Source organism: Streptomyces sp. NPDC059788 (assembly GCF_042732265.1).
Lineage (GTDB): Bacteria > Actinomycetota > Actinomycetes > Streptomycetales > Streptomycetaceae > Streptomyces.
The window spans coordinates 43332-61300 of record NZ_JBHWHY010000012.1 but is presented as its reverse complement, the minus strand read 5'-3'; the positions used below and the strand labels follow the sequence as shown (position 1 = coordinate 61300).

Below are 17969 nucleotides of genomic sequence, written 5' to 3'. Positions count from 1 at the left end.
GTCTCACACAGCGAGTCCGTCCCCGACAGTTCCGAATCCAAGGAAGAGGTGTCCGGCGGACGGGCGGTGGACGCCCTGCACGCGGTCGACGGGCTGCACGCCCAGGCCGAGAAGCTGCAGCTGCGCCCCGGACACCCCGCGGAGCTGATTCTCGGCACCCCGGACCAGTCCGCGGTCCGCCAGGAGTACGCCCGTCGCCTGACCGCCGACTGCACCCCTTCACCATCACGGTCACCGCTCGCAGGGTGCGTACCACGCTGTCGATCGGCTGCTCCGTGGAGACGGCCGCCGTATCTGCCCTCGCCGTACCGACGGGCGTCCTGTCGGGGGGTGCCGCATGATCCTCTCCGCGTTCCTCGAAGGCCGCTGCTGGCGCGGCTGCGAGTCGACCGGTTTGCCCATCAAGGTGGATTTCGTCGGCCCGGCCGGTGTGTACGGCCAGCATCTGCCGCTGTTCCTGTGCCAAGGACATCAGCAGCGCCTGCTGGAGTGGGGACGGGATGGTGTCGGCAGCTCGGCGTGCTGGCTGTGCGAAACCGTCGGCGTCGCCGTGGACCTGGTCGGCGAGAACTACCCCGTGCTGACCGCCGTCAGCCGCTGGTCCGACGGGCGGTCCGTGTGCGCCCAGTGGACCCGCCGGGACCGCCTCTACGGCTGCGCCCCCTGCCGGCGTGTGCTCCAGCAAGCCGCCGAAGGCGCCTACCAGCGCCAGGACGTAGGCCGTCGGCGCGCCGACGGAATCGCGGCATCCCCTCCTCCCCACGGCGGTCTGACCGCCGCCCCGCCCCGACGCCGATGCCTGTCGGCGTTCCCCTTCGACTGGAGACCCTGATGGCTCCCCCTACCCCGCGATGCGTCCGATCCGGCCTCCTGCTCAACCACCGTGGCGAGGTGCTGGCCGTACGGACCGTCGGCGCCCCGGGCGGCGTCTACCGGCTGCCCGGCGGCGACCCCGGCGAGGACAACGCCGACTGGCTCGGCCTGGCACGCACCGTGCACTACGAGACCGGCCTGAAGGCCGTCGTTGGCCGGGTCCTCGCCCGGGACACCAACGTCACCGGCCCGTTCCCCTACTCCCGGTACGTGCACTTCTGCGGCCGGGTACCGGAGCACCACAAGCTCACCCTGAGCAGCGTGGATCACCACCGGTGGGTGACGGCCGACGACCTGGAGGAGTTCTTCGGGCCGTCGGCGGCGCTGGTCGCCGACGCTCTCAAGGCGCTGGCCAACGGCACCGTCGACGCCCAGACACTGGCGGTGTAGACGGTGGGCCACCTCATCAGCAGCGCCGGACGGGCGCCCGCCGGGCGCCGTCGTCGGCCGCGCTACGTCATCCGCCCGGCGGAACACGCTGATCACCAGGTCGTCCGCGAACGTCTGCCGGGGCTGTCGCACTTCATTCAGGGGGACCCTGTGTCCGTCGGCTTCGCCGACTGCCCGCTGATGTCCGTGCTCGGCCACGTGGCCCGAGGGCATCCGCTGACCTGGCTCCTGCTGGACGACTCGCAGATCCGCGGCTGTGCCCTGCTCGTCAAAAGGCGCGCGAGCGATGAGCGCTGGCGGCCTCAGCCCGGCATGGCCCTGTGGATCGACGACCTGTACACGGACCCCGACGGGCCGGACCCCGAAACATACGGACCGCTGCTCACGGGCTGGTTCGCCGACTACGCCGCACGCTATGAGGAGGTGGGCTGGCTGGCTGCGTGGATCGCCGACGCGGCGATGGCCGATGTCCTGGCCGACCGTCACGGCATGGAGGCCCTGCGCAGTACCCCCACCTCGGCCACGCTGCTGCGCCGCCGGCCGAAACTGCTGCCGCATCTGAACCGCCACATCCAAGCGCAGCTCCCCCCGTGCGGGCCCCGACGCCGCACGCTGCGCACCGACGAACTCCCCCGGGCGGACTGAAAGGACAGCTGAGCTAGGGCTGGGTGTGGATGGGGACCCGCACCCTGGTGCGGCTTGTGCCGAAAGCCGCACCAGCCTCCGCACGAAGGCCCGCACTGGCTCCGCGGGGCTTCTCGGGGAGGCGCCGCCGTGGACTGATGCCGGGCCCCCTCCTGGGGGAGGACCCGACATCAGACGGGCCAGGAACCATGGGCCTGGCCGTCGGCTCGCCGGGCGCTGGACCTCGCGCGGCGGGCCGCCACGGTGGTGACGACCACACGCTGTACCTGTTCGAACTCTCCCGGCGGCGCTGCTACCGACCCAGCGCCCTCGTCGGGAGATGCGGTGCTACGGCGGCACCGCACCGCGCAGTGCTCCTTCAGGGACTTCTGTCTCCCCTGGAAGTAGTAGCCAGCCCGTGCTCCAGCGGCCACCAAGGGACGGGTGCGCGGGGCCGTCGGGCTCCTCTTGTGGGGCCCGACGGCCACCCAAACTGCTCCGGCCGCGGAGACATCTGGTCCCGCGGCCGGAGCGCATGGCCAATTTCCGTCCGAAGCCTGAAACAGGAACAGGAAGATGCTCCCCGACCACGACGTGCACCAGCCGCAACACCGCCCCACCGTCCCCTACATCGCACTGCGCACCGGCGAAGGCCCTGCCACCAAAGAGCTGAAACTGGAGCTGCGCAGCGCCGATACGTGGGGGCTGGCGTACGCCGATGAGACGCCCGGCGACCGCGACAGCCTTGATGTCCTGTGGCGGCGCTACCACCAGACCCGCGACCACGCGGGCCGGCCGACCGGCGCCCCGGTGGCCGGGCGGGTGCACCCGGACCGGCTCCGGGAGACGATGAGTCACCTGACATGCGCGGTCTGTAACCGCCCTGCCAGTCAGACCACCGACGGCTACCTGTTCCTGGAACCGTCAGGCGAACCCGTCGAGGGCCGGCTGACGGCGTGGCCCCCGGTATGTACGGACCACGTCATCGCCTACGCACACATCCGCCCGGACCTGCGTCACGGCTACACCGTGATCCGGTCGGCCGACCCCAACCTCTACGGCGTGCGCGGCCGACGGCTACGGCTCGCCGGCACCGCATTCGAGACAGTCGACCCCGACACCGAACTGCCCTACGAGGAAGCGCAGGAGCGGTGGATCATCGCCGAAAAGCTCCTGCGGCAGCTGAAGCACACGACCGTCGCGGTCGAGTACGCCGACCTCACCATCGCCTCCGCCTCCAGCGTTTCAAGGAGCGCCCCGTGACCCTCAGCACCCAGTACGACCTGCTGACGGACGCTGAGATCTGGTGCCTGACCCATCTCGCCGACGGGCCGAGCACGGCCGCCACAGCCCGCAAGATGGGCAACAAGCCTGAAACGGCCCAAAGCCACTTGTGACGTGCCCACGACAATCTGGGAGAAGGGACGCGCGCGATGGTGCTGCACCGCGCCTACCTCAAACGGCAACTCCCGCTGCCGCCCGCCACGAAGGCACCGCGCCGCTTCACCAGCGACGAACTGCGGGTATGGAACCTGATCGCCACCCGCCCGACGCCGATAGGAGCGGCCGGGGCCCCCGCCCGGGCCGCCATCAAAGCGCTCATGCAGAAAACGGGGGCCACATCCGAAGAGCACCTGGTCAGGCTGGGCCACCAATACCGCCTGCTGACCGGCCCCGACGAGACCCCATAACCAACCGCTTCCGCGAGGCACCGCACGCAGCCTCGCGGGAGGCGCGGAAGTGCTTTGCCGCGCCGAGGGGCCCGCTTGCGGACAGGGCCCCGGCCCTCCCCGAGTACACCGCCACGTCCGTCGGCGGTGCGCACGGAGAGGAAGGGCCGTCCCGCGCACCCCCTGCGCGGGACGGCCGGGCCGGCGTCGGGCGCGCGCCCGGCTTCGACAACACCGAGGGGCCTCATGAGCACCACGCCATCCGCACGGACTCCGCCGACCGTCCCGCACCGGACGCCCCCGATCACCTCGACCCGTAAAGAGACCCGGTTGACCCACTTCCTGCCTCCGGCCCCCGCGGCCCACCGGTCGCTGCCGCGCGAGCCCGGCACGTACTACTGCGGCGACACCCGCATATGCATCGACGGCTCCACTGCCTTCACCGTGCCCCTGCACCTCATCGTTCCCGCCCCCAGCCACAGGCCCCACTTGCCGTCCCACTCCTCACCCCTGCGATCGGAGCGCACCGCATGACCACGCCCCAGAGTCCCGAGCCGGTCTGTGAGGTACGCCAGGAAGCCGGGCCCGACCACGACGCCCTCGGCACCCGGATCGCAGCCCACGCCGAGATTGCGGCCCCCCTGGTGGAAGAGGTCACCGGCCTGCGGCTGCCGCGCCGGCCACTGATCCGCATCGTGACGGACCAGGACCTGCTTGCCAGCGACCGGGAGTACAGCACGGGCATGCTGCACCGCCTGCGCGGCGAGGCATACGGCTTTCAGCTGATCGACGAGACCGAGTTCTCCGCCGCGCTCACGACCCTCGACCAGGGGGCCCACGACCTCATCGCCAAGCACAACATCGCTTTCGCCTGCGAGGACGCCCGGATGCGGCCGCAGGTCCTGGTCATCGCCAGCTCGGTCGTCTACGCCGGGCACGGCAGCGAGCAGCTGCTGCGCACCGTCGCCCACGAGCTGACCCACCTGGCTCAGTACCGGGCGAGCAAAGGGCGCGCCTTCGACTTCTCCAACACGCCCTACGGGTACGGCCAACGTCCGCCCGGAGCCGCCCAGCCGATCGCCTGCGCGACCAGCTTCCTGCTGGAGGGCCACGCGACCTGGGCCGACCGCCAGGTCACCACCAAGCTCCTCGGACAGCCCGTCGGCTGGGCCGACAATGCACGGCCGCCGCAGACACCGTGCGCATACGAGGACGGCTGCGCCTTCGTGGAGGCCGCCATCGCGGCGCTCGGGGTCACCACCTTCAACACGGTCTGGCCCAGCTTGCTGCACCTGTGCCCAAACATGACCGAGACCGAGGACGTGTCCGCCTGGATGCGCCGCGCATTCCTCCCCACCTCGACCCCCACCCTGCACGCCGCAGCGCAAGGCTGACCGGCCCCAGGACTGCCGCGCCCGATGGGTCATGACCCGGTGCCCGGCGGCCACGCCTCCCCGCAAGCCGCCGGACACCCCTCCCCCATCGCGCCACCCTCAGGAAGCACCCCATGAACACCATCGCTACCCCGCGCCCAGGTCATCCGCTCGCCGTCTGGAAAGAACGCACCGTCCCGTACATCATCCTCTGGTCGGACGAACGCAAGCTCTCCCACGACGACCTGGTCCTCACCGGCGGCCGGCTGGGATGCCGGGCCGACTGGCCCGAACACCGGGACCAGCACAGCGGGCTGTGGGAATCCTGGAAGGACGACTACGGCACCGGCGAGCCCCGGTGGGGTCGCAACCGCTCCGAACGGCAACGAACCGCGATAGAACACCTGCTGTGCCAGATCTGCGCTCACCCCGTCGACCGCACCGACCAAGGCCTGTTGTTCCTGGCAGTGATCCGCGCGACCGTGAAGGAGCTGGCGTGGTGGGCACCGTCCTCGCAATCAGCGTGTTGCCGACGCCCCGGAGCCAAGCGCAGCGCTTCGCCGCCGTCACCCGCGGGGCCGGCGCCACCGGCGCTTGGGCCTTCCACTACTACCTACTACCCAGCCTTGGCGTGGATCGAGATGGGAGCGTGCAGCGTCGCGGCAGGCGTGTGGCTGGTCAGTGGGCGTCTGCTCGTTCGGCCGATGCTCGCCGACCTGACCGCCCGCGGCCGGTCGATGCCCGCGGACGGACTGTACGTCGTGCGCGAGTTGGAAGAGGCTCGTGCGAGCGACCGCCTGTGCCATGCGCTGGCCGTTGACGTCGCCCACCGGCAGGTTGTGGACTATCAGGCTGGCCATGCCGCCGCCCATCGCCGCCCCCGCCGGCGACCGCTCGAAACGCCCAGGTGGCTGTTCGTCAGCTGCGTCCCGCCGGCCGGGGGCCGGGAAGCGGTCTGGCGCTATTTGCTGCGCACCAGCTCCGGCCGCCCCGCACACCTGACCGGCGAGACCCTGCGCGCCTTCACCCGCCGACGCGGCAGGCCCGACAGCAGCCCGGAGACCAAACGCCGCACCCGGCGGCGGGGTTCAACTCGGGCGAACCGGCCCGCGATCCGACTAATAAAGCCATCGAATGCTTCCTGCCAGTGAGCAGGCACTACGCTGGCGTCCGAGGTCGCCACATAATCATTGACTATCCACACAACACCTAATGATCAATGGCGGCCGCACTTGATTGGACGCCACCGGAACCAGTAGTCCAGACCCTCGACCCGGTAGCGGCGGGCCCCAGCGTCAAAGCGCACCTCACCCACCAGGCGCCTCGCGTCGTCCGGCGCCTGACGGTACTGCGCCAGCAGCAGGGCCAGCTCGTCGTAACGGGCATCGATCCCGCCCTGGCCCGGGTGGGTCTCCAGCTCCACCGTCCCGGCCTCACGGCATTCGTTCCACCTGGCGAAGATCGCCCATTGTTCGCGCTCCAGCTCCACCGCCGCGTCGCTCGCAGGCCAGATGCGGTACTCGTCGGCCTCATCGGCGTCATCCCAGTCGTCGCCCTGGAAGTAGTGCGGCTTGCCGTCGACATCGGCGAGGCCGACGCGCGGTCCGCTGTACCACTCCAACTCGACGTACACGCGCTCGAAGCCGTCCGCGATCAGCTGCACTTCGTCCCAGGTCTCAGCCACACGCGCAGGCTACCGACGAGCGGCCTCGATATCCATGATCACGATCTACGGCTGGAGTGTTAGGGAGTGTTCACGGGGTACCACCCTTGCCAGGCCCCGAGGAAGACGTAAGCCTGGCGGCTCGGAAGGGGCTTCTGCCGCACTCCCCGGGCGAGGTCTGTCACCATGGGCGCTTACCGTCAGGGCACGACGGCCAGAGGCATGACCACGAACTGGGCCGTGCAGCGCCGCGACGTAGTTACCCGGCCGATCCGGTCGCTGGCGGGTCCCTGACGTCTCCACCGATGACCGCACGCGGCCAGGCCGTTCATTCCCGCATGTGGACCACTAGCCCCGCCCCACCACCGAGTTGCCCGTTCCTCCAGTTCTGCGTATCGCGCCAGCACCGATCAGCCACATCCGGCCCTCCCGGGCCGCCTAACAACTTACGGAGCCACCGATGGTCAACGATGCGCTCGTCGCCGAACTCCACCGCCGGGCTGAGGAAGACCAAGCCGCCCGCCGCCTGATCGCCGAGACCGGCCAGAGCCCGGACCTGCTCCGGATCGATGCCAGCAACACTGCCTGGCTCCAGCAAGTCGTCGCCGAGTACGGCTGGCCGGGTTTCGTTCTGGTCGGCGAACGGGGCGCGGACGAAGCATGGCTCCTGGCCCAGCACGCCGACCGTGATCCTGGCTTCCAGCGCCGGGCACTCGACCTGCTCAAGGCCGCCGTCTCCGCAGGTGAGGCCCTGCCACGTCACGTGGCGTACCTCACCGACCGGGTGCTGGTCGCCGCTGGCGAACCGCAACTGTATGGCACTCAGTACCTCCCGGGCCCGGACAACGCGCTCTGTCCGCATCCCGTGGCCGACCCGGACCAGCTCGATGCGCGCCGGGCAGCGATGGGCCTGGAGCCGGCCGCTGAGTACGACCGGCGGATGCGATCCTGACCCCGAGACCGCCAGCAGACGTGGCTCTTGCAAGGCGGTGACCGGGGCGCCGCATCCGCGCTGCCCAAGATCGGCCTGGTGGTCGCGGCCACCATGTCGGTCAGCGTCTCCTGCCGGGTGCGGGGGCGGCCGACCCGCCTGGCGGTCTCTTCGGTAGGCGGGTCGGGCGGTGCGCCACTCGGGACAGTTCGGCCGCCGAAGCAGCCTCGGAGTGCCATCACCTGCAACTCTTACTCGATCACGAAATGGGATGGACAAATCAAACACTTTGCGCGTACTCACGTCGTGCCACTCGCAGTGTCCCTCGGGGCGGGTGTACTGCTTGGCCTAGTGGGCCCCCTTGCTGGAAATTGGGGCAATCCTGTTTGCATCGCCCTGGGTACCGTTTTCTCTGGAGGGTGGCCGTGGGCCTGTTATGCGTTCTCGGTGGGCTACTTCCGTCGATCCAAAATCGAGTCAACGTTGCTTTCGGCATGGGGGCTGGCTCTCGGCGTGGCTACTTACTATCTGTTCAAAGATGCGAGTCCCGCTGTTCCGGTGGGGCTGCAAGCTGGCACTTCCGGTGAGCAGCTTCACTCCAGAATTCTCACGTGGGGAATAGCGGCTTTCGCGCTCGGGGCACCCGTGGGGTTTTTGGGAAACGTGGCACGAGTTCCAGGTATCGGCGGTCTTCCGTTCCGGCTGATTATTCCGCTCGTAGCCTTTTTCGAGACTTCCGTGCGGCTGACCGTAGAGGCGGACGGGCAGGTGCCGGCTGTCGGCATGACGTGGAATGTGATCCGATGCGTCGCAGGCGCTGTTGCGGTGGCTCTCGTGGGGCATACGATCTGGAGTTGCTGGCACGTGCGGCGTAGGCGTTCCTCGGGGCCGGGCGAGCACCGCGCCGAAGAAGTCGTCACGTCGGTGTGACCTTCAGGGGATTAGGTTGTAGTGCGCGCGCAGTTCGCGATCGCCGATGCCGCGCATAGCCTCGCGGGCCTGATCGCGTAGATCCGGCCACCGTCGATGAGGTCGCTGGTCAGCTCCGTGTCCGTGTAGGGCGTCGGCGGGGCACTGTCGTCTGCTGCCTGCAGGAAACGGCTTACAGAGCCCTCGCCGACGGTGACGACCACTGCAGAGATCAGGCCGCTGTCCCACTGCATAAAACCGGGGGGCGTCACAGGAGGGAGGGGCAGCCGTCCTCACGCAGCCTGGCGCGCAGCACCTGTCCCTCGCGCCGCTGCCACAGACGCTCGCGGTTGTGCCAGTATCCGGTAGCGACAAGGCGGTACTGCGGGTGGCTCGCGGCGAAGGCGGTGGCCAGTTCCGGCTGTTTGTCCTGTCCCAGGCAGGGGCGGGCCGGCTTGGCCATGGGCGGGCAGTGCCATCTGTGGTCTTGCGGCCCTGCAGATCCTCGCGGGTGTGTTTCCAGGGGCTGCGGTCCATGACGGCGGCGATCTCGATGGGGGTCACCGAGCGGCTGCGCCGGGCGCGTTCTTCGGCGCCGCCCTGTTCGTAGTCGCCACAACAGCCAGCGCGCACGCTCGCCACCGGCGATGACCTGGTAGGGCTGGACGGTCACGCTTGCTGCCGTCGTCCAAGCCCGCCTTCCCCAAAGAGCGCGAGGGCGGCATCAGAGGCCGCCCTCGCGCTCCCCCCTGGACTGCCCCGTGTGGCCTCCAGAAGGGCCCCATCCGCCAGCGCACCTGTGCCGGCCTCACAATCAACAACCGCGTCTTGGTGTCCGCTACGTCTGCAAGGGAAACGTGCGCTGGGAAGCATCCGGCCGTCGTGGCGGCCCGGGGCCGGCCTGTCGTATACGTGAACTCTCGGGCTGGCCCGATGGCCGCGACCGCACGGCGCGCAGCTCCGTAGCCTCTCTGGCGCGTCCCCGGCTCCCGCCTCCTATCGCTTCATCGCTACGCCCGCGTACAGGGAGACCTCGACGTCCTTGAGGCTGGTGGGCGTGTCCGGCATCCAACGGTGCGCCACCTCGACGCCGGGGCTGACGAGGTCAAGGCCGTCGAAGAAGCGCAGCACCTCCTCTTTGGACCTGACCTGAGCGTCGATCTTCTGTTCCGCGTAGATGTCGACGAGCAGGTTCCAGATGCCTGGGAGGAAGTCGCCGGTGCAGTGCGACAGGGCCAGGAAGCTGCCCGGGGCGAGGGCGTCGACCAGGCTCTGGACGATGGCGTAGGGATGCTTGGCGTCCGGCACGAAGTGCAGCAGCGCGTTGAGGGACAGCGCGACGGGGCGGCTCAGGTCAAGGACCGTGGAGAGTTCTTCGTCGTCGAGGATGCTTTGCGGGTCGGTGACGTCTGCATGCAGGTATGTGGTGCGGCCCTGTTCCGTGCTGGTCATCAGCGCTTCGGCGTGACGCAGGACAATCGGGTCGTTGTCGACGTACGCGATGCGTGCGTCGGGTGCGGCTTCCTGGGCGACTTGGTGGAGGTTGGGCTGGGTGGGGATGCCGGTGCCGATATCGAGGAACTGACGGATGCCGGCTTCGGTGGCGAGCCAGCGGGTGCTGCGGTGCATGAATGCGCGGTTGGCCTGGGCGACGGTCCGCATGTGCGGGTGGATTTTCAGTACCTTATCGGCCGCTTCCCAGTCGACCGGGTAGTTGTCTTTGCCGTCCAGGTAGAAGTCGTAGAGCCGGGCGGAGTGTGCCTTGCTGGTGTCGATGCGGTGAGCGGGCTGGCCGGGCAGTGTCATGGGTCCGTCCGTCGGTGAGCGGGGCGGGGTACGCCGGTGGGCGGGCAGGTGGGGAGTTACAGGAGGAAGTCGGCCTGACCGGCCTTGACGCCCGCGACGAAGGCGCGGAACTCCTCCTGGGTGTAGACGAGCGCGGGGCTGTGAGGGTCGGCGGTCTGCGTGAGTGCCACAGAGCCGTCTGAGAGGGGCATTGCTGCCACGCACTGGCCGCCGTTCGGGCCGCTCCACGGCTTGTGCCAGCCTTCAGCGCCGAGGTCACTGGCCGGCATGCCGTTACGTATAGAGACGTTGTTACTCATTTGCCCTCATTAATGGCTTGTTCGAGCATTTTTCGTGTTTCTCCGATTTTGGCCGCTCGGACCGTCATGCGGTCCAGCGTCTCCAGGTAGCTGGCCACGTCGACGTCCCGGTCTCTGAACTCCCCGCTGGTCAAGGCCTCGACATAGACGGCGTCAGGCAGTTCCTGCACCTTGAACCGGAGGAAGGTGAACGGGCCGAAGGCCCCCGGGTGGGCTCCGATGCCCAGCGGCAGGATCTGCACTCTGATGTTCGGCCGCTGCGAGAGGTCCAGGATCCGCTGGAGCTGTGCGCGCATGACGTCGGGCTCTCCGACAGGGCGGTGCAGAACGCTCTCTTCCATGAGGGCCCACAGAGTGGGGGCATCTTCACGGAACAGCAGGTCTTGGCGCTTGGTGCGCACCGCGACCCTGCGTTCAAGTTCGTCGCTGGTTCGGTGCCGGCCTTCGCTGAGGACGGCGCGAGCATAGTCCTCAGTCTGCAGCAGGCCCGGGACGTAATGGGGTTCATAGGTACGAATGAGACTGGAGGCGTCCTCCAGGGCCACATATGGGCTGAACCAGGTCGGCACGACATCGCGGAAGCGATACCACCAGCCAGGTTCGTTCGCCTGGTCGACCAAGGTCGTGAAGTCGCGAGCCTCTGCGGTCGGAAGCCCGTAGAACTCCAGGAGTACGCGTACGTTGGCGTGCCGGAAGCTGGATTCCGCCTTTTCCATTCTTCGGATGGTCATGGGCGATGCACCGATCTCCCTGGCGGCCTCTTCCAGTGACTTGCCAGCACGCTCACGCAGGTCGGTCAGCCGTCGCCCCAGGATGATGCGCCAGAACGTTGGTGCGCTTGACGATCTTGTGTCCCCCACGACGCCCCCTCTCGCTCGTCAACATCTCTGCACACGAGGCTAGTTGACGCTGCAACAGTTGTGCTACCGCTCATGCTGAGATTATCAGCTCGTGCGGTTGCCACTTGTGATGTTCAGCGAGCATAGTGACCGGTGATGCGCATCACGACCGTTTCTGGTCGGGGTGCTGGGGGGGGGTCCGCCGCAAGCTGCCCCGCCGCCCACCCTCCGCTATCGCTGAGCGGCGTAGCGGACGAGAGATAGTCGAACGTCTGCCCGAAGAGCGGTATGGAGTGCGATTGGTCATGGCGAGGAAGGGGCAGGCTTCCGACGCGGGCAAGACCTCCACGGGCAACGTGGAGCTTGCCGCCGCACTCGAAGAGGCCGGATGCACGTACGAGACGCTCGCTACGCACGTGAACCGTCTGGCGCGCCGCCAGGGGCAGGTGACGAAGTATGACAAGGGCTCGGTGTCCCGCTGGATCAAGGGCATGCCCCCGCGTGCCGACACCGTCTGGTTCATCGCCGAGGCGCTCAGCGAACGGCTGGGCCGGGCGGTCCAGCCGCAAGATCTCGGCTTCACCACTGCCGACGAATGCGCGCCGGTCGTGATCCGCTCGCTGCTCTACCGCGAGAATCTGAGCGAGACCCTGCACACCCTGTCGGAGCTGTCGACCGAGGACGTCAGCCGCCGGGCATTGCTGGGGGCTGTCCCCTTCGTCAGCAGCGCGCTGCCAGCCCCTCAGCGCAGCTGGCTGTTGTGGGCCTGGGAACAGGCTGAATCGGAGGCGCCGGCCCTTGCCGCAGTCTCCACCAGTGAGCGTGTGGGCAAGGTCTACGCGACGATCTCTATGTTCGACCAGATGGACAATGCCTACGGCGGCGGGGGCGTACGGACGAGCATCCTCACGTACCTGAACCTGGAAGTCCTGCCGCTGCTGCGCCGGGGCGTGCGAGGCACGGAGCGGGCCCCGTTGTTCACCGCGGCCGCCAAGCTGGGGGCGACGGCCGGCTGGAGCAGTTACGACTGCGGAGAGTACGGACTGGCTCAGCGTTACATGGTGCAGGCGCTGCGTCTGTGCCAGGAGGGTGGCGACCTGGTGCTGGCGGGCCAGATCCTTGCGGGGCTGTCCCACCTGGCCACGAGCCTGGGGCACCCGGAGGACGGGGTCTACCTCGCCCGGGCCGGCCTGCAGACCGCGAAGGACGCCGGCAGCCCCCTCGGACTGATGCGGCTGTACGCCATGCTGGCGCGCGGTCATGCCGCACAGCAGCACGGTGACGAGGCCCACCGGGCGCTGGGGGCGGCCGAGTCCGTCCTGGAGCAGAGCGCGGGCGTGGACCAGGAGTCGGCCTGGGTGCGCTACCTCGACCACCACTACCTTGAGGCGGAGGCCGCCTGCGCCTACCGCGACCTGGGCCAGGCCCATCGGGCGGAACAGATGGCGGCGGAGTCGGTCCGCGCCAATCCCGACCGCCGTCGCCGGAAGGCGATCAGCCAGTCGGTACTGGCCACCGCCTACCTGCAGCAGGACCGGCTGGATGAGGCCCTGGCCTCGGCCCGTTCCGCACTCACCAGCCTGGAGACCGTCCGCAGCCAGCGCTCGGTGCAGGCGCTGCAGGACTTCGGCTTACGTCTGCAGACCCGGTGCAAGGAGCCAGCAGTCAGGTACTTCCTGCACATCGCGAAGCCGGTCTTGCGCCGCGCCTCCTGAAGGCAAGGTCAGTACCCCTCCGGGGTGGGGCTGTTCTGCCCCCGGTCCACGACGACGTGGGCGCCGGTCATGCCGCTGGACCAGCGCGAGAGCAAAAACGCCACCACGCGGGCTACCTCCTGCGGCGTCACCAGTTCTCCGGACGGCACCTGCGCGGCGAACCGGGCGAAGGCATCTGGCTCCTCGGCCCGCATCCGTGCCCAGCGGCGCCCGGGGATGAGCATGGAGCCGGGAGAGACCGCGTTCACCCGGATGCCCTGAGGGCCGAGTTCGTTCGCCAGCGAACCGGCCATGCTGATCAGCGCGGCCTTGGCCGCGCCGTACTGGGCCCGCGGCGCGGGTTTCCATCCGTTGATGGAGGAGATCAGTACCGCGGAGCCGCCACCGGCCGCGGATAGATGAGGCGCTGCGGTTTTCAGCAGCCGCTGGGTGTGCAGGACATTGATCGCGAACGTAGCGGCCCAGTCGGCGGTTTCGGCGTCCCCCAGGCTTGCCCCGCGGGCGCCCCCGGCGCACGCCACCACACCGTCCAGCCGGCCGAACCGGTCCGCCGCCCGGTCGACGAAGGCTTCCAGGACGGCCGGTTCTGTGACGTCGAGCGCCTCGGTGTAGAGGCGGCCGCCGTCTGCCGCTACGTCCTTTTGCAGCGCGCGCAGATCGTCTTCGGTGCGGGCACACGTCGCCACACGGGCGCCGGCAGCGGCGAGCAACTGGACAATCTCACGGCCGAGGCCGCGGCTTCCCCCGGTGACGACGAAGCCTCGCCCGGCGATCCCCAGCGGATTGTCGACAAAGTCGAGAATTTCTTGGCGCGCCATTTTCTCCATTACTGGACCGTACGATTCATGCCTACGCCTAAACAACCACCCTGCCTGCCCTGCGACCCGCCCTGCGCGCGCGGTCGGTCTGCTCGTTGGGCCACGAGGTGAGCGCTCTGGCGCATCGCACAGGATGAACAAAACCGCAGTTCAGCCACGGTACGGCGCCGTGCCCTGAAACCGCGGCGCGCCTGGGACGGCTCTGCGGTGCCGCTGGCCACGACCTCAGAGGACAGGTCGGCCTCCTACGGTCGCGGTGTTCCGGCCGTCTCTGAAGGGCGTGTGAAATCCATGCCTACGCCTGAACAACCGAACAACCGCCGATACCTCTAGCCACGCACTGCTCAAGGCGCTTAAGTACTGGTCAGCGCATTCGCCGCCTCGGCCGAAGCCAGGGCGGGCGTTAACCGCCGGCGCGTACACCGGCGGCCGATGCCCGCCGGCCACCACGAGCAGTCCGCCACGTCGTGATTGTCCACGGCAGCCAAAAGCTGCCGCTGACGATCCCCCGGCAGACCGATCGTGCCGACTCGGCCTGTGCACCCGTTCCCCGTCCCTTGTCGATGCCGAGGACACCCCCATGTCGCAGCGCACCGCCCATCTGTGTCTGCACCACCCGCCGTGCCCGCCCGCTGAGAGCGCGGACCGGGAGGCGGCACACCTGATCAGCTATCACCACGAACAGGGATGGGGGCTGCGCTGCAACGGCGTACTGGCGTTCGATGACACGGGTGAGCTATTGCCGGACGGCCGCGTCATAGCGCCGCACCGGGCGCTGGATCGAACGGAGGTTGCGGCGGCGTGAGCCTCTCCACACGAGTCCGGCTCGCCACTTGCGGGCGCCCGCTCTTCGCACCCGGTGCAAGCCTCACCGACGCCGCAGGCCCCCGACTGTCGTCTCCGGCCGTACTGCACAGTTCCCCCGTGATCGGCCGTCTGAACCAGGCTGCAACTCCGGAGGCGAGCCAAGCCGCCGCCCTTGTTGGCGCTGGAGCGGACCGGCCGGGCACCTCGGTACGGGCCGTGGTGTGGAACGTGCTCAACGGTGGCTTGGACGGGGACAGCGCGGAACGGCTCTTCGGGCAGGCCGAGGTCCTCACCAGCCTGCGCCCCGACATCCTGTGCCTGCCGGAGTGCTTCCGGTGGGAGGAGACCTACCATCGGCGCCTTTGGTGGATGGCGCGGCGGCTGGACATGGAGCCCGTCGCCATGCTGCGCTCCCGCCTGGGCAGAAAGCCCGTCCAGAATCACACGGCGCTGCTGTACCGGCCGTCGAGATTCCGTGTGCTCGGGTGGGAGCGACGGGCCGAGGAGATGTTTCATCACGCTCTGATCCGCGCCGTGTTGCGGCCCGCCGACGCGGTGGACGACCGTGACGATGTCCTCGTCCTGGGGACGCATCAGAGCTGGACCGACGGGGACACGCGGCTGGCCGAAGCGCGGTGGATGACCGACTTCGCCGGCGAGTTCCCCGGCGTGCCGCCCCGAGGCCTCCTCCTGGGCGACCTGAACATCCCGGACCGGGAGCCGGAGAGCTGGGACCTCGTCCCGAAGAACTTGCACTCGCGCTACCGGCTGGTTCTGCCCGACGGCGCGTTCGGTGGCGTAGACCAGCGGGCGCTGCAGGTGCTGCTCAGTTCCGGTTGGCAAGACCCTCAGGACCTGACCGGGGTCAAAAGAGCTGCCACGGTCGGCTACTGGTACGCGAACGAGCCCGTGGCCTGGTGCCTGGACTACGCCCTGGTACACGGCCTGCACGTTCGGACGTACTACACCTACGACACGCCGCGGGCCCGGACTCTGTCCGACCACCTGCCGGTCGTGCTCGACGCGTTCTGGCCCCGCCAGACTTCAGCGTCGAAGGAGGCGGCATGAGCTATCAGCCTCTTCCTCGACGGGCCCTGGTCTATGCCCGCACCACCGCTGTTCCACCACACCTGGTTGTCAGCCGGCTCCGCGACCGCGTCCGCGGGCGTGGGCTGGTGGTGCGCCTTGCCCTCGGCGACCAGCGGCGCGGCGGTGTGCCGGACGTGCCGCCGTCCTCCCGCCCCCGCTGGGACCAGCGCATCAAGCCGCTGATCGAGGCCGGAGAGGCCGAAGTTCTGGTCGTGCGCTGCGTTGAGGACGTGGCCGTCGGCGCGTCGGAGCGCGCCGAGCTGGACCGGCTGCTGACCCGGTGCCGGGTAGAGATGCTGGTCATCGAGCCGGACGGAGCCGAGGAGAGTTCGTCGGCGCTCGGCGTCGGCTCCTCGCACCTGTCGTCGGGCGGCACATGAGCACCCCGGCCCCTGAGCTGCCGTCCGTCGCCCCCGAGGCGGGCGGCCGGCGGGGCCCGTCCACCTCCCCCGTGGCCGGGCCCCGCCCACCTCCCGGCCTGCCGCGGCCTGGATCAGTACGAGACCGCCCCACCCGCCTGCCGACAGGAACAGCGATGTTCGCGGACTTGCCCGTCAGTACGCACCAGCCACAGCCCCCTGGCATCCCGGCGAGTGCCCAGGCCGCACCGCAGGCCATCACGTCATTCTGCGACCAGCTCCGCTTTCGACGCGGCGAGGTCCGGTCCTTCACCATGCGTGAGGCCACCGCAGGCGACCGCCGCGCCGTCGAGGAACTGGTCACCGCGCGGACGGAGGCGCTGCGCCGCCGCGGGGTCAACTGCGTGACGCCGACTCCGTCCGCCCTCGACCTGATCGGCGCCCGCGATGATCTGGGCGGGCCGATGGCCTGGGTGTTCTGCCAGGACGACACGGTGCTGGGCTGCACCGCGGTGCTCGACCGGACCGCGGGCATCGGGTGGAGCGCGGGCCACCGCATAGAGCCGGCTCTGATGCTCAGCGGCCTCTACACCCACCCCGCCCCCCAGTACAGCGAGGTCGGTTGGTGGATCACGTGCTGGCTGCGGGACTACGCCCGCTGCCGGCCGCAGGTGCAGTGGCTGCGTGGCACGGTGTTCAGCGACCGGCTCCAGCACAGGGTCCTCGCGCGGGAGGACGGGTGGGAGGCCGTCGCGAGCTCTCTTCCGCACACCTACCTGCTCCAGAGCCAGCCCCGGCCCCTGCCCGAGCTGCCGGTCGTCAACCGGGGGCCCGGTGATGCGTAGCCGCCTTACCGCCCTGCTCGCGGTCCCGGCCGGATGGGTGCTGCTGCTGATGGTGACGGCCTTCGTGGTCACCGTGCTGGGCCTCGCCCTGGCCTCCGCGAAGGACGGTGAGAGCTGACCGGCTTCCGCGCGGGTCTCCCGTCCCGCCCGCGCGGACGGCGCAGTTGGAGGGGGACTGCGCCAGGTGTCCCGGCCGTGTGTCTGCGGCCCCTGCCACGGCCGGGACACCGCCCCCACTCCAGCCCCACGACAGTGATCAGCCAGCCTCGCCGCGCAAGATCAACGACCTACGGAGAACTGATGTCTGATCCCACCCAGATGACACACCGCCTATCCGGTCTCGTCGTGATCCGCCGCGCCGGTCACCTGGGGCAGGTCGGGGTGGTGCAGCCCAACTACGCCGACGACCCCGAGCGCAGCTGCCAGTTGGTCGGCGGGCAGACGGAACCGGGCGAGCCGCCGCGGGTGGCCGCCGCGCGCCACCTGCTGCGCGAGACCGGACTGCGGCTGCCGCTTATGCGCCTGGTCGCGGTCGACTACACCGACGCCGAGGAAACAACCGGCCGAAAGGCCTGCCAGAACCACATCTATGACGCCGGGGTTCTGGAAGACGGCGTGCCCATCATGCTGCCGCCCAAGGCCCCAGGGGAGAAGCAGCCGGAACTCGCGTGCTTTCGGTGGCTCACCCTCGGCCGGCGGCCCAGCGACCCGCCCGGCACCGACTACCTCACGGACTACACCCAGCCGGGGCAGGGGTCGCGCATCCGGCACGCGGTCGACGCGGCCGTCAGCGACGGGTTCGCGGAGCTGCACCGCGGCGTGCCCTGGTGAAGGCTTCCGCCCTCCGCTCCACCCTTCCGGTGCCCGGCCGCGGCCGGGCACCGGGGCCACCCCCGCCCACCGAGGAACAGCGATGACCGAGGAAGGACTGGTATACGCCGGGGGAGCGGGGCTGTATG

At 69.3% G+C, this 17969-nt stretch carries 22 protein-coding genes; 16 read left to right on the top strand and 6 right to left on the bottom strand.

The features are described from left to right. Window positions 1–337 precede the first annotated feature (337 nt). The 8 genes from ACFV57_RS13025 (at window position 338) to ACFV57_RS12990 (ending at window position 6081) form a co-directional block, all read left to right on the top strand. Complete coding sequence (locus ACFV57_RS13025; protein WP_385229698.1) at window positions 338–832, top strand: hypothetical protein; 495 nt, start codon at window positions 338–340, stop codon at window positions 830–832. Continuing rightward, a complete protein-coding gene (locus ACFV57_RS13020; protein ID WP_385229695.1) occupies window positions 832–1263 on the top strand; it encodes an NUDIX hydrolase in 432 nt (143 codons plus the stop codon). Before ACFV57_RS13025 ends, ACFV57_RS13020 begins: the two co-directional genes overlap by 1 nt. Window positions 1264–1266: 3 nt before the next feature. Next, window positions 1267–1908: a hypothetical protein gene (locus ACFV57_RS13015; RefSeq protein WP_385229692.1), complete on the top strand. Its 642-nt coding sequence runs from the start codon at window positions 1267–1269 to the stop codon at window positions 1906–1908. A 555-nt stretch (window positions 1909–2463) separates the two neighbouring features. Next, window positions 2464–3150: a hypothetical protein gene (locus tag ACFV57_RS13010; protein ID WP_385229689.1), complete on the top strand. Its 687-nt coding sequence runs from the start codon at window positions 2464–2466 to the stop codon at window positions 3148–3150. Beyond that, the gene (locus ACFV57_RS13005) at window positions 3147–3284 is read left to right on the top strand and encodes a hypothetical protein (RefSeq protein WP_385229686.1); all 138 of its coding nucleotides are present in this window, start codon (window positions 3147–3149) and stop codon (window positions 3282–3284) included. The genes ACFV57_RS13010 and ACFV57_RS13005 overlap by 4 nt, the downstream gene beginning before the upstream one ends. 36 nt (window positions 3285–3320) lie before the next feature. Then, complete coding sequence (locus ACFV57_RS13000; protein WP_385229683.1) at window positions 3321–3578, top strand: hypothetical protein; 258 nt, start codon at window positions 3321–3323, stop codon at window positions 3576–3578. 509 nt (window positions 3579–4087) lie between these two features. Further along, window positions 4088–4951: a hypothetical protein gene (locus ACFV57_RS12995; protein WP_385229680.1), complete on the top strand. Its 864-nt coding sequence runs from the start codon at window positions 4088–4090 to the stop codon at window positions 4949–4951. 113 nt (window positions 4952–5064) lie between these two features. Then, window positions 5065–6081: a hypothetical protein gene (locus ACFV57_RS12990; RefSeq protein ID WP_385229677.1), complete on the top strand. Its 1017-nt coding sequence runs from the start codon at window positions 5065–5067 to the stop codon at window positions 6079–6081. A 65-nt stretch (window positions 6082–6146) separates the two neighbouring features. Here ACFV57_RS12990 and ACFV57_RS12985 read toward each other — a convergent pair whose 3' ends face one another. Continuing rightward, window positions 6147–6614, bottom strand: a complete 468-nt coding sequence (locus tag ACFV57_RS12985) for a hypothetical protein (RefSeq protein ID WP_385229674.1) — start codon at window positions 6612–6614, stop codon at window positions 6147–6149. Window positions 6615–7053: 439 nt separating this feature from the next. Here ACFV57_RS12985 and ACFV57_RS12980 point away from each other — a divergent pair, with 439 nt between their 5' ends. Beyond that, window positions 7054–7545 (top strand): DUF6624 domain-containing protein, encoded by a 492-nt coding sequence (locus tag ACFV57_RS12980; RefSeq protein ID WP_385229671.1) that lies wholly within the window; start codon window positions 7054–7056, stop codon window positions 7543–7545. A 1156-nt stretch (window positions 7546–8701) separates the two neighbouring features. Here ACFV57_RS12980 and ACFV57_RS12975 read toward each other — a convergent pair. The 4 genes from ACFV57_RS12975 to ACFV57_RS12960 all read right to left on the bottom strand — a co-directional run bounded on the left by ACFV57_RS12975 (window position 8702) and on the right by ACFV57_RS12960 (window position 11398). Continuing rightward, window positions 8702–8896: a hypothetical protein gene (locus ACFV57_RS12975; RefSeq protein WP_385229668.1), complete on the bottom strand. Its 195-nt coding sequence runs from the start codon at window positions 8894–8896 to the stop codon at window positions 8702–8704. Between the two features lie 533 nt (window positions 8897–9429). Further along, entirely contained in the window at window positions 9430–10239 is an 810-nt protein-coding gene (locus ACFV57_RS12970; RefSeq protein WP_385229665.1) for an SAM-dependent methyltransferase, read from the bottom strand. Between the two features lie 56 nt (window positions 10240–10295). Further along, complete coding sequence (locus ACFV57_RS12965) at window positions 10296–10538, bottom strand: DUF397 domain-containing protein (protein WP_385229662.1); 243 nt, start codon at window positions 10536–10538, stop codon at window positions 10296–10298. Further along, complete coding sequence (locus tag ACFV57_RS12960) at window positions 10535–11398, bottom strand: helix-turn-helix domain-containing protein (protein WP_385229659.1); 864 nt, start codon at window positions 11396–11398, stop codon at window positions 10535–10537. Before ACFV57_RS12960 ends, ACFV57_RS12965 begins: the two co-directional genes overlap by 4 nt. Window positions 11399–11682: 284 nt before the next feature. Here ACFV57_RS12960 and ACFV57_RS12955 point away from each other — a divergent pair, with 284 nt between their 5' ends. Further along, complete coding sequence (locus ACFV57_RS12955) at window positions 11683–13092, top strand: hypothetical protein (protein WP_385229657.1); 1410 nt, start codon at window positions 11683–11685, stop codon at window positions 13090–13092. 8 nt (window positions 13093–13100) lie between these two features. Here the strand turns inward: ACFV57_RS12955 and ACFV57_RS12950 are convergent, their stop codons facing one another. Further along, window positions 13101–13919, bottom strand: coding sequence for an SDR family NAD(P)-dependent oxidoreductase (locus ACFV57_RS12950; RefSeq protein ID WP_385229654.1), 819 nt, complete (start codon window positions 13917–13919; stop codon window positions 13101–13103). A 592-nt stretch (window positions 13920–14511) separates the two neighbouring features. On the opposite strand from ACFV57_RS12950, the gene ACFV57_RS12945 reads away from it, so the two are divergent. The 6 genes from ACFV57_RS12945 (at window position 14512) to ACFV57_RS12920 (ending at window position 17841) form a co-directional block, all read left to right on the top strand. Then, on the top strand, window positions 14512–14715 hold the full coding sequence (locus tag ACFV57_RS12945) for a DUF5999 family protein (protein WP_385230025.1): 204 nt from the start codon (window positions 14512–14514) through the stop codon (window positions 14713–14715). A 119-nt stretch (window positions 14716–14834) separates the two neighbouring features. After that, entirely contained in the window at window positions 14835–15785 is a 951-nt protein-coding gene (locus tag ACFV57_RS12940) for an endonuclease/exonuclease/phosphatase family protein (protein WP_385229651.1), read from the top strand. After that, the gene (locus tag ACFV57_RS12935; protein ID WP_385229648.1) at window positions 15782–16186 is read left to right on the top strand and encodes a hypothetical protein; all 405 of its coding nucleotides are present in this window, start codon (window positions 15782–15784) and stop codon (window positions 16184–16186) included. The genes ACFV57_RS12940 and ACFV57_RS12935 overlap by 4 nt, the downstream gene beginning before the upstream one ends. Before the next feature lie 155 nt (window positions 16187–16341). Beyond that, window positions 16342–17010: a hypothetical protein gene (locus ACFV57_RS12930; RefSeq protein WP_385229645.1), complete on the top strand. Its 669-nt coding sequence runs from the start codon at window positions 16342–16344 to the stop codon at window positions 17008–17010. Next, window positions 17003–17128 (top strand): hypothetical protein, encoded by a 126-nt coding sequence (locus tag ACFV57_RS12925; RefSeq protein ID WP_385229642.1) that lies wholly within the window; start codon window positions 17003–17005, stop codon window positions 17126–17128. The genes ACFV57_RS12930 and ACFV57_RS12925 overlap by 8 nt, the downstream gene beginning before the upstream one ends. Before the next feature lie 182 nt (window positions 17129–17310). After that, entirely contained in the window at window positions 17311–17841 is a 531-nt protein-coding gene (locus ACFV57_RS12920) for an NUDIX domain-containing protein (RefSeq protein ID WP_385229639.1), read from the top strand. Window positions 17842–17969: the final 128 nt, after the last annotated feature.